Raw genomic sequence first — 15,574 nt, forward strand, 5'->3', positions numbered from 1 at the left:
AAATAATTTTACTGTATAAAATAATATTAGGTATAATATGTAAAATTATAATAAAAATGAAACTTCTATACTTTCGCTGATAAATACCGATGATAAAATTGTTAGAATATAGTTATAAAGATAGTTGAATTATGGAAGATATTAAACAGTATTGGAATGAATTTTTAAACATTATTAGCGAAGATGATGAGTTTACAGCTGTAGCTTTACTTAAAGGCAGTGTATTTGTTGCTGAAGAGGATAATAAGGCTGCTATTGTATGCTCAGGAGATTTTGCTGCTACTCATATAAAAAAAGACTTTTTGGGTAGAATAAAAAAATTTTTTAATGATAAATGCTCAAATAATATAGATATAGATGTAAGAGTTGATGCCGACTTTGTCAATGAACATTTAATGCCTGAAGAAGAATATCATGAAAAATCAGAAAAAACTGATAATAATGCAGAAGTATCTAACACTGTAAAAAAAGAAGTTTCTAATAATAAATCGAATTTAAATGATTATTTCAGATTTGATAACTTTATACAAGGCAATAATAACAGATATGTATTTGAAGCAGCTAAGTATGTATCATCTAATCCGGGAAAGGAGTACAATCCTTTTTATGTATACGGAAGTGTAGGCATAGGAAAAACACATTTACTTCAGGCTATAGGAAACAGCTATCTTGAAGCTAATCCTAATGCTAAAGTGCTCTATATAGACGGAAGCGGATTCAGAGATGAATATGTATCATGCCTTCAGAATAAAAAACCAGAAGTTTTTAAAAGAAAATATAAATCATTGGACATGCTTTTATTAGATGATTTACAGCTTCTTGAAAGTGCTCAGGAAACATCTAAGGAATTATTTGAAATTTTTCAGGCATTGGATAGTGCAGCAAAACAGATGGTATTTGTAAGTGATAAACCTCCTAAAGAATTGAGAAATATAGAATCAAGATTAAAAAACAGGTTTGAAAAAAGCCTTATTCTTTCAATAGAGCCTCCTCAATATGAAACAAGACTTGCTATTATAGAAAGGAAATTATTTGATTTGCATACTTCTATAGATGAGGAAGTAATGAAATATATGGCTGAAAATATTACTACAGATGTAAGAAAGATAGAGGGTGCTATAAGGGCGTATTTATCCGTTAGAGATTTGATGAAGATTACTCCAGACGTAGAGCAGTGCGAGAAAATGGGTATATTTAAAGATTATTTTACCAATAAGCCTAAATTAAAAAATGCCACTGTTAAAGAAATTAAAAAAATGGTTGCAGATTATTACGGTATAGAAATGTCTTCTTTTGAGAGCAAAGACAGAACCAAATTTATAGCGAAAGCAAGACATGTTGCTATATATTTATCATGCGAATACTCAAAAAAATCAGTTACAGAGATAGGTTTGGAGTTTAATAGAGATCATGCTTCCATAATACATGGAAGAGATAAAGTAAAAGATGAATTAAGAAGCGGTTCTCATTTATTTTCAGAAATTAATGAAATTATATCGAATATTTCATAATTTTATAGCATATTTTTAGAAAAAAATCGAAAAAATAGATTGACATTTGTCATATATTGTATATAATAAAGGAGTATTGTTAAATTAATACAATTTTTCATAAACCTCCTTATCACCCTGCTCTTTTTTATCAGGGTGATACTTTTTTAACCCTTTTTCTTTTATTCTTATAATCTATATACACAATTACATATAATATTTATACATTCTTTTTTTATAATAGTGTTAAAATAATACAGTATTTATTATATAAAATGTATTAAAACTATACATCATTTTACATAAATGTATAATATTTTAATATCTAGTTTTTTATATATAATATTTCGCTTTTAATAAGCATAACTTTTCAATAATATTATAAAAATATATAGTTTTATAATACATATTATACATTTGTTTGAGTTATTTGATGTTTTTTACAATCTTTTTATTTATAAAAAAATAACTAATATTGGCACATTTTTTGCATATATATTGACGTATGCCTGATTAAAGATTTTAGGCAGTAATAATAAATATCCATTAAAGGAGATTAAATGGAAGAAGAAATAAAAGAAACGAATGAAAGCGGTGATAAAGAGGATATTAATAAAGAGAATAATGAAGAATTGGAAAATAATAATGAAGAGAATAAAGAAAGTAGCAATGAAGAAGCTGCTAATGATGAAGTATCAGAATTAAAGAAAAAAGTAGAGGAGCTGCAGCAGGAAGCTTCTGATATGAAAAATAAATATATGTACGCTATGGCAGAAGCAGAGAATATCAGAAAGAGAACAGCTAAAGAAAAAACAGATGCAATAAAAAGAGCAAATAAAGGATTATTATTATCGCTTTTAACTTTCATGGATAATTTTGAAAGAGCTTTAAAAGCTGGTGAAAAAGATGAGAATATACAAGGCACTGAATACTATAAAGGTATAGAGTTGATACATAAACAGTTTATAGACTTTATGCATGACAATGGAGTTTCTGAAATAGAGTCTTTAGGAGAAGAGTTTGACCCTAATATACATGAAGCATTAACTATGATAGAAGTTCCAGATCTTGATAAAGAAAAAGTTGTTGAAGTTTATGCTAAAGGATATAAATTGAATGATGAACTTTTGAGAACAGCTAAGGTAGTAGTGGGAAAACCTCCTGCGGCACCTAAAGAGTAAATAAATTAATTAGGAGATTTTATGGCACATATTCAACTTTTTAGAGCTTATTACGAGCCGAAAGCAGACAAAAAAGAAAGTATACAGCATATAAACAGAGTTCTTCAGGATTTGACTGATGCGATTAACAATCACATCAAAGATAAAGAAGTAATCAATGTAGACCTTACTACTTCGCATTTGGGTAATGGTCATACTGAATATGTTGTTAGTGTTCTGACGAAAGACTGACAATAAAATATATAACAAACAATCTTTATACTAATATTAATTTACAATATTAAAAAATATTAATTAAATAATTAAAAGGAGAAATTTATATGAGTAAAATAATTGGAATAGATTTAGGAACAACAAATTCATGTGTATCAGTAATGGAAGGCGGAAAACCTGTAGTAATAACAAACAGTGAAGGAAATAGAACAACACCTTCTATAGTAGCATTCACAAATAAAGGTGAAGTATTAGTAGGTCAGCCTGCTAAAAACCAAATGGTAACTAACCCAGAAAATACAATATTTTCTATTAAACGTTTTATGGGAAACACTTATGCTGAAGTATCAGAAGAACGTTCAAGAATGCCTTATACAGTTATAGAAGATGGCGGAAAAGTAAAAATCAAAACTTTGGAAGGAAATTTCACTCCTCAAGAGATAAGTGCTAGAATACTTCAAAAGATGAAACAAACAGCAGAAGAGTATTTAGGCGAAACAGTAACTGACGCTATTATTACAGTACCTGCATACTTTAATGACAGTCAAAGACAATCTACTAAAGATGCTGGACGTATTGCTGGACTTAATGTATTAAGAATAATAAACGAACCTACAGCAGCAGCATTAGCTTATGGTATGGAGAAAAAGAAAGATGAAAAAATCGCAGTTTATGACTTGGGCGGTGGTACTTTCGATATATCTATACTTGAATTGGCTGACGGAGTATTTGAAGTAAAAAGTACAAATGGTGATACTCACTTGGGCGGTGATGACTTTGACCAAGCTATAATTAATTGGCTTATAGATGAGTTCAAAAAAGATACAGGCGTTGATTTGAATAATGATAAAATGGCTTTACAAAGATTAAAAGAAGCAGGCGAGAAAGCTAAAAAAGAACTTTCAAGCTCATTACAAACAGATATTAACTTGCCTTATCTTACAGCAGATGCATCAGGTCCTAAACACTTGAATGTATCTTTGACAAGAGCTAAATTTGAAGATTTAATCAGAGATTTGGTAGAAAAAACACGCATCCCATGTGAAAAAGCATTGAAAGATGCAGGACTTTCTATAGGCGATATAGATGAGGTAATACTTGTAGGAGGTTCTACAAGAATACCTATGGTTCAGGAAACTGTTAAAAACATATTTAATAAAGAACCAAACAAAAGCGTAAACCCAGATGAAGCAGTAGCAATGGGAGCAGCTGTACAAGGCGGTATTATTAAAGGTGATGTTAAAGATGTACTTCTTCTTGACGTTACTCCGCTTTCACTTGGTATTGAAACAGAAGGTTCAGTAATGACTGTTTTAATCAACAGAAACACTACTATACCTACAAACAAAAAACAAGTATTCTCTACAGCAGCAGACAATCAATCATCTGTAACTATCAGAGTATTACAAGGTGAAAGAAAAATGGCTAATGACAACAGAGAGCTTGGAAGATTTGACTTGGTAGGCATACCGCCTGCTCCAAGAGGAGTTCCTCAAATAGAAGTATCATTTGATATAGACGCAAACGGTATAGTACATGTTACAGCTAAAGATTTGGGTACTGGTAAAGAACAAAAAATAAGAATAGAATCTTCAAGCGGATTAAGCGAAGATGAAATAAACAGAATGGTTCAGGATGCTGAAAAACATGCTGAAGAAGATAAAAAGAAAAAAGAAGAAGTAGAAGCTAAAAACAATGCTGACCATATGATTTATCAGACAGAAAAATTATTAAAAGAAAACGGCGACAAATTACCTGCTTCTGACAAATCAGAAATTGAGTCAAAAATGAATGCTTTGAAATCAGCAGTAGAATCTAATAATACAGATAATATTAAAAGAGCTACAGACGATTTACAAGCAGCATGGAGCAAAGCTTCAGAAGCACTTTATAAACAAGCAGGTGCACAGCAAGGTCAGGCAGATGGAGGACAACAAGCACAGCAAAATAACAGCCAAGATTCAGGCAGAAAAGATGACGGCGTAGTTGATGCTGATTATGAGATAGTTGATGATAATAAATAATAAAATAGATAAAAAGTAAAAGTTGAATATATAAAGTCTAATGGGCGATTGGAAGTTAATTTTTTGAAAGTGTTGATTTTCAATCGCCTATATTTTTATGGAGTATATAAAATGATTGAATTATTAGAAGCCTCTAAAAATAATGATTTATAAACATTAAAAGCCTTAATAGAAAAAGGAGCTGATGTAAATTAATTATAATGTTACAGCTTTGATGTTGGCTTTAGAGAATGGGCATTTAGAAGTAGTAAAATATTTATTAGAAAACGGAGCCAATGTTAATTTAAAAAATATAACAGACGTTAGTGCTTTAATATTAGCTTCAATGGATAATCATTTAGAAATAGTAAAATATTTGCTAGATAAAGGAGCTGATATAAATGCCAAAGATAATTATGGTAAAACAGCTTTGATGTATGCTTCAGAAAAAGGTCATTCAGAAGTAGCTAAATTTTTAAAATCAAAAGGGGCTAAAAAATATATTTACAATTTTTGTTCTTTGACAATTTACCATAATACTAGTATAATAAACATACAATCATTTTAAAAGGCTAGTATGGAATATTCAGAGTATCTTGAAAAACTTAAAAAAGAAATTATCACTGTTGATAATATGAACAGAATAAATGACTGCTATATAAGGTATTTATTTTCAGAGAAAGGTAATGAGAGAATAATACTTAGTTTTATAAATTCTGTTATGAAAAATATGCATTTTAGAACTTTTGTAAAAGCTGAGATTCTTAATCCCTTTAACCTAAGCAAATATTTAGAATCTAAAGAGTCTGTGATGGATATAAGGTGTACCACTGACAGCGGAGAAGTTGTTATTATAGAGATACAGTCTCAGGGCAATATTGAGTTTATTTACAGAAGTTTATTTTATTGGGCTAATGGTTATGCTGTGATGTTAAATAAGGGCGATAATTATAATAATTTATGTCCAGTAATAAGCATTAATATTTTGAATTTTAATTTGATGTATGATATAAAGGATATTCATACATGTTATGTTTTGAAAGAGATTAAACATAATAGAATACTTACTAATCATTGTCAGCTTCATTATATAGAGCTTCCTAAATTTAATTTTAATTCAAGTTATGATGAAGCGGAGAAGAAATTTTTATCTTGGTTAAAATTTTTTAAGGGGGATAAAATGGAAAATTTATTGAAAGAAGATACTATATTTGAAGAGGTAAAATTAAAATCCGAATCATTTGTGCATACTAATCCTTTAATAGACAGCTATAGAAGAAAAGAGGCTGATGAATATTTTAATAAAAGAATGCTTGATTATGAATTAGCAGAGGCTGAGAGAAAAGGTATATCAAAGGGTATAGAGAAAGGTATAGAGAAAGGTATTGAAAAAGGTATTGAAAAAGGTATTGAAAAAGAAAAATATGTGTTAGCTAAAAATATGAAGAATGAAAATCTTGATATAAATTTAATAAGCAAAATAACTGGTTTAAGTACTGAAGAAATTTTAAAATTGTGATTTAATAATTATATATTTTTTATATGAACGAAATATTTGTAGAAGTATTTTGCAATAATGAGGAATCTTTTGATTATAGATATTATAAAAATGTTTCTAAAAATATTTTTTTGTGATATAATATTTGACAATAAAATTGAGGCGGTAAAGTGAAAAATAGTTTTATAGCTTTTATAAAAAGAAAAAATGAATCAATACACACAACAGAAACTATATATATAGCTTCTATACTTACTTTGGTAGGCGGATTTGTAGATGCTTATACATATATCACCAGAGACGGAGTATTTGCTTATGCTCAGACTGGTAATATGATATTTTTTGCTATGCATTTGGCTAAAAAAGAGTTTGCTATTACCATGCATTATTTGATACCTATTTTGGTTTTTATTATTGGAATCTGGACTGCTTTATATATAAAAAAAGTTTTAAATAAAAAAAAGTTAATGGAATTGGAGTACGTTATTATATTAATGGCGGCTGTTATACTTTTTATAGTTGGTTTTCTGCATAAAGGTATTTCAAACATTATAGTTGTAAGTGTTATATCATTTATGTCGGCTGCTTTAATGATAACTTTTAATAAGGTTGAAGGGCTTGCTTATGTTACTAATATGTGTACTGGTAATTTAAAATCAGCTTCAGATAATTTATTTAGATTTTTATTTAATAGAGATAGAGTAGGATTAAAGAACGGACTTATATATTTAACTATTCTTTTTTCATTTACTTTGGGAGCTTTTTTGGGAAGTTTTTTTACTAATATGTTTGGTATTAAATCTATATGGATTGCTTCAGGTTTATTATTTATTGTTGAGAGTTTAATGTTTTTTGATAATTAGACAATAATATAAGGATATATTTATTATGGATAAAGATTATTATGCAATACTTAATGTTAATATGTTTTCCAGTAATGAAAAAATAAAGAAATCTTATAGAGAATTAGCTATGAAATATCACCCAGACAGAAATGCTGGAGATGAAAAAGCTAATCGTATGTTTATAGATATAACAGAGGCCTATGAGGTTTTATCAGATAAAGAGAAGCGTATGCAGTATAATATTTTATATGTGGGTTCTAATAAATATGTTGTTGGGGCTTTAGCTGCAGCAGGGTTTGGACTAGGTCTGATATTAAGCAGAAGAAAAAAATGATTTTTATATTAATGATAATTTTAATAGAGGATATAATAAATGGCAGAAAAAAGAGATTATTATGAAGTATTAGGAGTGGCAAAGACTGCTACTAATGATGAAATAAAAAAAGCATACAGAAAATTGGCTATGCAGTATCACCCGGATAGAAATCCGGGAAATAAAGAGGCTGAAGATAAGTTTAAAGAAGCTACTGAAGCCTATGAAATATTATCTGATGAGAAAAAGCGTGCTCAATATGATCAGTTTGGTTTTCAGGGTGTCCATAGTGATTTTGCTGATGCTTATGGCAGAGGTGGTTTTGATTTCTCTCAGATGTTTGGAGGTTCCGGCGGATTCGGAGATTTAGATGATATATTTAGTTCATTTTTTGGAGGAGGATTTTCTGGAAGATCTTCAAGGTCTCAGAGAAGAGGAAATGATTTAAGGCATGATATTACCCTTTCTTTGGAGGATGCAGTTTTCGGTAAGAAAATGGAAATAAAACTTGACAAAAATGATATATGTGATGTTTGTCATGGTACAGGAGCAGAACCCGGAACTAAAACTCAGACTTGTCCTACCTGCGGAGGAAGCGGGGAAGTAAGAATGGCTCAGGGATTTTTTAGCGTAAGAAGAACCTGCAGTAAATGTAATGGCAGCGGTTCTATAGTAACTACTCCTTGTAAGAAATGCCGAGGAACTGGAACAGTTAAGAAAAATAAAACTATATCAGTTAATATACCAAAAGGAATAGAAGATAATACTCAGCTTAGAGTAAGCGGAGAGGGTGAAGCAATAGGAGGAGGAGTGGCAGGAGATTTATATTTATATATACATGTAGCTCCTCATCAATATTTTGTTAGAGACGGTATAGATTTAATAACTGAAGTAGGAATTAATATAGTACAGGCTGCACTTGGAGCGGATATTTATATACAGACTTTGGATAAAAAGAAAGTTAAAATTAAAATACCAGCAGGTACTAACAGCGGTCAGGTATTCAAATTAAAAGGAAGCGGTGCTGCTCATATAAATAGATCTGGAAGAGGAGATTTATTTGTAATAGTAAATATAGATGTTTCTTCAAAATTATCTTCAGAAGAAAAAAGATTATTTAATGAGCTTAAAAAAGTTATGCCGAATAATGATGAACCTGTTTTAAGAAAACCTAGCAGAAATAATTGGTAAAAATATTATATTTAGGGGCTTTAAAAAGTCCCTTTTTTATTTGCATATTTTTAATGAATTAAATATTTTAAATATATTAATTTTAATGTTATAATTAATATATTTAAAATAGGAAGTAACTATTATGAAAGGTTTGGTTTATTTAGGTAATAAAAAAATAGATTTAAAAAAAATAGAAAATCCTAAAATATTAGATTCAAAAGATGCAGTAGTAAAAGTAACATTATCAAGCATATGCACAAGTGATTTGCATATAATTAATGGTGCTGTTCCTAGAGCAAAAGAGAATATTGTTCTTGGGCATGAATTTGTAGGGGAGGTTATAGAAGTAGGCAAGGATGTAAAAAAAATAGAAATAGGTGATAGAGTATCATGTAATTGCATTACTTTCTGCGGAGAATGCTATTACTGCAAAAATGGTTTTATAAATAATTGTGAAATAGGCGGCTGGGAAATAGGATGCCGTATTGATGGCTGTCAGGCTCAATATGTGAGAGTACCTTTTGCTGATACTGCATTAAATACCATTCCAGAAAATGTAACTTATGATAGGGCTTTGTTTGTAGGAGATATTTTAGCAAGCGGATATTTTGGAGCAGAGCTTTCAGAAGTAAAAAATAATGATACTGCTGCTGTAATCGGAGCTGGACCTGTAGGGCTTTGTTCTATGATATGTGCTAGAATATTTGGGGCAAAAAATATAATAGCTATAGATATAGATGAAAATAGATTAAATATTGCAAAAGAAAAAGGATTAGCAGACTTCTTTATAAATCCAAATAAAACAGAAAATATTGAAGAGTTTATAAAGGATATAAATAAAGGCAGACTTGCTGATAATGTTATAGAGGCTGCCGGAGGAGATAATACATTTGAATTAGCTTGGAAAATAGCACGTCCTAATTCATCAGTTGCTTTAGTTGCTATGTATGAGAAGCCTCAGATACTTCCGCTTAATATAATGTATGGAAAAAATTTAATATTTAAAACTGGCGGGGTTGATGCTGTTCATAGTGATGAAATATTAAACCTTATATCCGAAGATAAAATAAATACTGATTTTATTATAACTCATAGAATAAAATTAGATAATATTATAAAAGGCTATGATATATTTAAAAGTAAAAAAGATAACTGCATGAAAATAGCTGTAGAATATGATTGATTTATATTGAAACAATTTTTTGTCAAATTTTTGATATATAGAAATTTTTATCCTCGTATATACTTCTCAAGAACTCAACCACTGATGCTTTATATGTTGGTAATATGATAATGCATATATTTTAGTTAAAAATGCAGTCTTTTTTCCTCAGTGGTATTTCGTATGAGTTGCTGCCAAAGGCACGCTTCGCGAAAGTGCAAATTATAAAAATAATCATACATTGTACTAAATATGTTTTATATGTAAGATAAATTTAGTCAGAAATATAGTCTTTTTGCTTCTTTGTGGCACAGCGTCCAAAAGAAGTGAGGTGCGGGGCAAAGCCCTGCAATATTTTAAATATGACAAATTTATTTTTGACAAACTATATTTGTTTAGCTATATACAATCATCTTTTAGTTTTTCCATTAGGATTTTTTGAAGTTACATTTTTATGTGCTGTTTTTTTAGAAGGTTTTAATTGTTTTAGCTGATTAATTTTCTCTCTTATTTCAATAGCTTTTTCAAACTCTAAACTGTCTGAAGCCCTTTTCATTTCTTTTTCAAGTTCTTTTATATATTCATCACTTTGCTGTTTAGGATCAATTTTTACTCTTTCATTAAAGCGTCTAAAATCAAAATGAAGCTCATAAGAAGTTTCAACTTTTTCTTCTCTTTCTATTATATCCTGTATTTTTTTGATAATCGTTTTTGGAGTAATATTATGCTCTTTGTTATACTCCATTTGTATTTTTCTTCTCCTTTCTGTTTCATCAATTGCTACTTTCATAGCATCGCTTATACTGTCTGCAAACATTATAACTCTGCCGTTAGCATTTCTAGCAGCACGTCCTATAGTCTGTATGAGAGTAGTGGTATTTCTTAAAAAGCCTGTTTTGTCAGCATCAAGTATTAATATCAAAGATACTTCAGGTACATCAAGCCCCTCTCTCAAAAGGTTTATCCCTACAAGTACATCAAAAGCTCCAAGTCTTAAATCTCTTATTATCTCTACGCGTTCAACTGTCTGAATATCCGAATGCAGATAACGTGTTCTAACTCCGTTTTCATTTAGATATTTTGTGAGGTCTTCAGCCATTTTTTTTGTAAGAGTTGTTATAAATATTCTTTCATTGTTTGATATAGTTTTTTTTATTTCTTCAAGTATTCTGTCAATTTGTCCGTCAATAGGATATACCTCTATAATAGGGTCAAGCAGTCCAGTAGGTCTGATTATCTGCTCTACAACCTTACTGCTTTTTTTAAGTTCATATTCTGCAGGAGTGGCACTTATATATATTGTATCATTAGTAAGTTTTTCAAACTCTTCAAAAAATAAAGGTCTGTTATCAAGTGCTGAAGGAAGTCTGAAACCGTACTTTACTAGAGTCTCTTTTCTGCTCCTGTCTCCAAAAAACATACCTCTAATCTGAGGCACACTTACATGCGACTCGTCTATGATAGTTAAAAAATCTTTTGGGAAGTAGTCTATTAAACAAGCAGGTCTGTCTCCTTCTTTACGCCCTGATAATGGTCGCGAATAATTTTCTATTCCAGCACAGTATCCAACCTCTCTAAGCATTTCCAAGTCGTATTTAGTTCTTCCGTATATGCGTTCTGCTTCTACTAATTTTCCTTCAGATTTGAACTTATTATACTGCTCTTCAAGTTCCTCTTCTATTAATTTTATGCCGGCAGCTAGTTTATCTCCTCCTGTAACGAAGTGTTTGGCCGGATATATTACAACTCTGTCTTGTTCTGATAATTTTTTTCTTGTTACAGGATTAATTTTTATTATTCTTTCAACTGTGTCTCCGAAAAACTCTATTCTTATCACCTCATCAGAATATGCACTCATTATTTCTAATGTATCTCCTATTACCCTAAATCTGGCACGTTCAAGTACATCTTTAACACGTTCATACTGAATAGAAACTAATTTTTCAATAATTTCATCTCTATCATATTCACCGTCTTTTTCTATTGAAATGTAGAGTTTTCTGTAATCTTCGGGTGAACCCAAACCGTATATGCATGAAACAGAAGCTACTATTATAACGTCACGCCTTTCAAGAAGTGAAGTAGTTGCTTTAAGTCTTAATCTGTCAATTTCATCATTAACAGAAGCATCTTTGTCAATGTACAAATCTTTAGCAGGAACATATGCTTCAGGCTGATAGTAGTCATAATATGAAACAAAGTATTCTACGGCATTATTAGGAAAAAAATCTTTAAGCTCCCTGTAAAGCTGAGCTGCAAGAGTTTTGTTGTGCGACATTACAAGTGTTGGTCTGTTTGCCTTTTCTATAACATTAGCTATAGTAAAAGTTTTTCCGCTTGCTGTAACTCCCAAAAGAGTTTGATATTTATTCTTATTTTCAAGCCCTTTTACAAGAGATTCTATTGCTGTTACTTGATCCCCAGAGGGTTTGAAGTTGGATTCTAATTTAAAATTCATGCAAAACATTATACTATATTTTTAATAATTAGTAAATTACCTAAATATTTTTTTGATTTTATTTTTGAAAACGTTAAATTCTCTGTATATGTTTATATAATATGGATTAAAGTTTAAATCTTTATTTTGATATAGTTTTTTTATATATAATTTTGACCAAACTACAAAATGGAGTGTATGAAATCTTATTTTACTGTTTACTGTTCCGTCATTATAATTGCAGAAAGGTATATTATTTTCAAAAAATATTTTTTTCATTTCATATTTGTCTTTTTTAAGCATTTCAAAATTAGGAGCTCCATAAACAATAGCAAAATCAAAAATAGAATTATTTTTTATTTCTGACAAATTTCCTACTGGCAAATGAAAATCAGAAAAAAATTCTCTTGAAATATCCATATCAGATATACTTCCAGCAACTCCATTATTTACTCGGTAGGTATTATAATACATATCTTTTAATTTATTTATTTCTTTTTCATCAGTGTATTTAAACAATAAATATTTTGAAAACTCTTCGAGTATTTTTATATCTCTAATGTACATAGTTAAAGCTAAATTATTTGCTAATGATATTGAATATTGATTAAATGGATTTAATGCATCTTCCATATTAGAAAATAATAATACATCACTGTCAATATGCAGGCATTCATTAATATTATATATTTTCATAAAATCTTTTAATATAATCCACCTTTGCATACAAAACATTTCATAATTAGGATTGCTTTTACCAAGATGTATATATTTATTTTTAAAAAGTATTGCTTCATCTTTAGTAACTTTATTTATATCTACAAATATAGAGTATTTAGAATATTCTTTATATTTTCTGTCAGATATTAAAAATATATTTGAGTTTTTATTTGTTTCTTTAATTTTTTTTAATGCATAAACTAAGTATTTAGCAAATCCGGTATGTATTATAACTATATTCATTATAATACATGCCTTTTATTAATTAACAATAAATTTTTTTTGTATGATGCAAAAAAGTAGCTATTATAATTATTTAACTGTAGACTGTAGACTGTAGACTGTAGACTGTAGACTGTAGACTGTAGACTGTAGACTGTAGACTGTAGACTGTAGACTGTAGACTGTAGACTTAATTAAATTCATTAATATATTATATATTATTATTATAATTAGTCAATATAAATTTATTTTTTAATAAAAATTAACAGTTCTAGTCAGCACTACTGTTTTATTGTCAAAATCAGTAACTTCAGCTTTAAATGTATATTTTCCTCTTTTCGGAGTAAATACGCCGCCTCTATAAAAATGGGAGTCCACTCCGTATACTTCTTCAAATCTATAATTTGGAGATATATAATATACATTATCTCTTTTTATAAAATATGTAAAGTCATAATCTCTTACAAGTTCATCATTCATATATATTTTTACTCTTTTAAGCCCCATAGGAATGCTTCCAAGCAAATCATAAGCCTTTACAAATAATTTGATTTCTCCTTTATAACTCATAGGCATTTTATCTTTTATTTGTATAAGTCTGTTTTCAGTTCTTAAATAAATACCATGAATTAAAGGAGGCTGAGAAGAACCTTTATCTATATTAAGATATTCTAAAGGGTCTACAACCAAACCTTCTTTCATATTTTCTATAGTAAGATGCAGATGTGCTCCTCCAGACCTTCCGCTGTTGCCAGTAAGAGCTATAACATCTTTTTCTGTTACTTTGGCATAAGATTTTTCTATAGTACCGGGTTCTATATGATAATAATAACTTCTTAAATTATCAGGGTGCTCTATCATAACTACATTTCCAACTCCGTAAAGCGGTCTTGTAGGGTCTTCATCTTCATCAAGATAATAAACTATCTCTCCGTCTTTAACTGGATATATTTCCATTCTGTTTCCGCCGAAGTCTACACCGTTATGGAAATGGTCAGTTCTAAACTCTCCGAATGTGCTTGTTATTCTTATTCTGTTATCATCAATAGGCACTCTTGCAAATAGTAAAGATGATATTATAAATAATATTAATATATATTTTTTCATAGTTTAACTCTCTTATATGTATAAATCATTTTGTCGCTTACTATCATATATTCATTTTCTAAACTGGATATATCAAGATTATATACCCAGCCGTCTAAATATTTTTCAAAAACTATTTCTTTGGCATTATTATCATATATTAAAACTACACTTTTAGCATCTTTGGATACGCTCATAATTGTAGAATTAGTTTCGCTGTTAAGTTTCATATTAACGGCATTCATCATATTATACTTTTCTAAATTGATTCTGTCAATTTCTTTTCCTTTGTTTAGTGTATATAGTACAATGTCTCTGTCAGCTAGCATAAAAGCAGTCATTGATTTTTCACTTACATAACTTGATACATGGCGTCTTCTGTTTAAACCTGTTTCTAAATACCACATAGTGCTTCCGTTTGCATCATAAAGTGTTATATATTCTGGTCTTATACCGCTAACCGACATAGCAAAACTTCCATACTCACTTATAGCAACTGATTTAACTATATTTATCTCACTTAATATTGTAGATATAGCAAATGATAGATTTCCGTTTCTGTTAATATATGCTATATCTCCGCTTGAAAAACCAGCTATATAATCTCCAGTATTAAGAGCAAAAGCCCCGTCAGTAATAATTTCTCCGTATTGTACATGCCTACTTAAAGGGTTATTATTAAAATCAAACATCTGTATCTTTGAATTATCGCTTGAATGATATATTATTCTCTCAGCATAAGGAGCTATTTCTGGATAAATAGATGTATTTGTACGCCATATAATAATTCCCATGTTATTATATGCATCTATGTAATTACCGTATCTTTTATATATTATAAAGTTTTGATTATTTGCTGTAGCTAATTCGCCTCGGGATAAATTAGTAGAGTATATTGTATCTCCGTTAAAATCAAAGTAGTGTACTATGCCTTCTGGTTTTGTGAAAAAATTTTGTTTGAATATGCCGTCTATATTAAAATTATCATCATGTGAAGGCGGTTCTATAGATTGAGTTTCTTTATTCCAAACATTTACCGTATTATATTCTTCATTAAGTCTATTAGTTCCAAAGAAAAATATAAATGAAATTATTAAAACAACAGAACTTATTATAGTTAAATACCTAATAAAGAAAGGCTCTATTTTGTGTATATTTTCTAATTCTATTATTGATTTTTCTTTAATCTGCATTACTTATAATATCTCTCTTAAATAAAAGTTTATAATAA

Annotated in this window: 14 protein-coding genes; 10 read left to right on the forward strand and 4 right to left on the reverse strand. The window is 29.3% G+C overall.

Annotated elements, in window-relative coordinates:
* Window positions 1–131: 131 nt before the first annotated feature.
* The 10 genes from dnaA to BMUR_RS00055 all read left to right on the forward strand — a co-directional run bounded on the left by dnaA (window position 132) and on the right by BMUR_RS00055 (window position 9,899).
* Window positions 132–1,511: a chromosomal replication initiator protein DnaA gene (gene dnaA, locus BMUR_RS00010; protein WP_013112543.1), complete on the forward strand. Its 1,380-nt coding sequence runs from the start codon at window positions 132–134 to the stop codon at window positions 1,509–1,511.
* Between the two features lie 539 nt (window positions 1,512–2,050).
* On the forward strand, window positions 2,051–2,671 hold the full coding sequence (locus BMUR_RS00015; RefSeq protein ID WP_013112544.1) for a nucleotide exchange factor GrpE: 621 nt from the start codon (window positions 2,051–2,053) through the stop codon (window positions 2,669–2,671).
* A gap of 21 nt (window positions 2,672–2,692) precedes the next feature.
* Window positions 2,693–2,902 (forward strand): hypothetical protein, encoded by a 210-nt coding sequence (locus BMUR_RS00020; RefSeq protein ID WP_013112545.1) that lies wholly within the window; start codon window positions 2,693–2,695, stop codon window positions 2,900–2,902.
* 89 nt (window positions 2,903–2,991) lie between these two features.
* On the forward strand, window positions 2,992–4,908 hold the full coding sequence (gene dnaK / locus BMUR_RS00025; RefSeq protein WP_013112546.1) for a molecular chaperone DnaK: 1,917 nt from the start codon (window positions 2,992–2,994) through the stop codon (window positions 4,906–4,908).
* Between the two features lie 190 nt (window positions 4,909–5,098).
* The gene (locus tag BMUR_RS00030; RefSeq protein ID WP_407636426.1) at window positions 5,099–5,455 is read left to right on the forward strand and encodes an ankyrin repeat domain-containing protein; all 357 of its coding nucleotides are present in this window, start codon (window positions 5,099–5,101) and stop codon (window positions 5,453–5,455) included.
* A 9-nt stretch (window positions 5,456–5,464) separates the two neighbouring features.
* Window positions 5,465–6,406, forward strand: coding sequence for an Rpn family recombination-promoting nuclease/putative transposase (locus tag BMUR_RS00035; RefSeq protein WP_013112548.1), 942 nt, complete (start codon window positions 5,465–5,467; stop codon window positions 6,404–6,406).
* Window positions 6,407–6,555: 149 nt separating this feature from the next.
* Window positions 6,556–7,248, forward strand: a complete 693-nt coding sequence (locus BMUR_RS00040) for a YoaK family protein (protein WP_013112549.1) — start codon at window positions 6,556–6,558, stop codon at window positions 7,246–7,248.
* 25 nt (window positions 7,249–7,273) lie between these two features.
* Window positions 7,274–7,564, forward strand: coding sequence for a DnaJ domain-containing protein (locus tag BMUR_RS00045; protein WP_013112550.1), 291 nt, complete (start codon window positions 7,274–7,276; stop codon window positions 7,562–7,564).
* A 39-nt stretch (window positions 7,565–7,603) separates the two neighbouring features.
* Window positions 7,604–8,734, forward strand: coding sequence for a molecular chaperone DnaJ (gene dnaJ / locus BMUR_RS00050; RefSeq protein WP_013112551.1), 1,131 nt, complete (start codon window positions 7,604–7,606; stop codon window positions 8,732–8,734).
* A gap of 124 nt (window positions 8,735–8,858) precedes the next feature.
* Window positions 8,859–9,899, forward strand: coding sequence for an alcohol dehydrogenase (locus BMUR_RS00055; protein ID WP_013112552.1), 1,041 nt, complete (start codon window positions 8,859–8,861; stop codon window positions 9,897–9,899).
* Between the two features lie 388 nt (window positions 9,900–10,287).
* Here BMUR_RS00055 and uvrB read toward each other — a convergent pair whose 3' ends face one another.
* From uvrB to BMUR_RS00075, 4 genes are all read right to left on the reverse strand, one after another.
* A complete protein-coding gene (uvrB, locus tag BMUR_RS00060; protein ID WP_041749957.1) occupies window positions 10,288–12,336 on the reverse strand; it encodes an excinuclease ABC subunit UvrB in 2,049 nt (682 codons plus the stop codon).
* Between the two features lie 36 nt (window positions 12,337–12,372).
* Window positions 12,373–13,278: a hypothetical protein gene (locus BMUR_RS00065; RefSeq protein WP_013112554.1), complete on the reverse strand. Its 906-nt coding sequence runs from the start codon at window positions 13,276–13,278 to the stop codon at window positions 12,373–12,375.
* A 231-nt stretch (window positions 13,279–13,509) separates the two neighbouring features.
* A complete protein-coding gene (locus BMUR_RS00070) occupies window positions 13,510–14,364 on the reverse strand; it encodes a M23 family metallopeptidase (protein ID WP_013112555.1) in 855 nt (284 codons plus the stop codon).
* Window positions 14,361–15,536, reverse strand: coding sequence for a hypothetical protein (locus BMUR_RS00075; RefSeq protein WP_013112556.1), 1,176 nt, complete (start codon window positions 15,534–15,536; stop codon window positions 14,361–14,363). The genes BMUR_RS00070 and BMUR_RS00075 overlap by 4 nt, the downstream gene beginning before the upstream one ends.
* Between the last annotated feature and the right edge of the window lie 38 nt (window positions 15,537–15,574).

Origin of the sequence: Brachyspira murdochii DSM 12563 (assembly GCF_000092845.1) — a bacterium.
GTDB lineage: Bacteria > Spirochaetota > Brachyspiria > Brachyspirales > Brachyspiraceae > Brachyspira > Brachyspira murdochii.

Excerpts from the sequence above, each read along its gene's own strand:
- dnaA (WP_013112543.1), top strand. The coding sequence starts at position 132 with ATGGAAGATATTAAACAGTATTGGAATGAATTTTTAAACATTATTAGC.
- BMUR_RS00015 (WP_013112544.1), top strand. The coding sequence starts at position 2,051 with ATGGAAGAAGAAATAAAAGAAACGAATGAAAGCGGTGATAAAGAGGAT.
- BMUR_RS00020 (WP_013112545.1), top strand. The coding sequence starts at position 2,693 with ATGGCACATATTCAACTTTTTAGAGCTTATTACGAGCCGAAAGCAGAC.
- dnaK (WP_013112546.1), top strand. The coding sequence starts at position 2,992 with ATGAGTAAAATAATTGGAATAGATTTAGGAACAACAAATTCATGTGTA.
- BMUR_RS00035 (WP_013112548.1), top strand. The coding sequence starts at position 5,465 with ATGGAATATTCAGAGTATCTTGAAAAACTTAAAAAAGAAATTATCACT.
- BMUR_RS00045 (WP_013112550.1), top strand. The coding sequence starts at position 7,274 with ATGGATAAAGATTATTATGCAATACTTAATGTTAATATGTTTTCCAGT.
- dnaJ (WP_013112551.1), top strand. The coding sequence starts at position 7,604 with ATGGCAGAAAAAAGAGATTATTATGAAGTATTAGGAGTGGCAAAGACT.
- BMUR_RS00055 (WP_013112552.1), top strand. The coding sequence starts at position 8,859 with ATGAAAGGTTTGGTTTATTTAGGTAATAAAAAAATAGATTTAAAAAAA.
- uvrB (WP_041749957.1), bottom strand. The coding sequence starts at position 12,336 with ATGAATTTTAAATTAGAATCCAACTTCAAACCCTCTGGGGATCAAGTA.
- BMUR_RS00065 (WP_013112554.1), bottom strand. The coding sequence starts at position 13,278 with ATGAATATAGTTATAATACATACCGGATTTGCTAAATACTTAGTTTAT.
- BMUR_RS00070 (WP_013112555.1), bottom strand. The coding sequence starts at position 14,364 with ATGAAAAAATATATATTAATATTATTTATAATATCATCTTTACTATTT.
- BMUR_RS00075 (WP_013112556.1), bottom strand. The coding sequence starts at position 15,536 with ATGCAGATTAAAGAAAAATCAATAATAGAATTAGAAAATATACACAAA.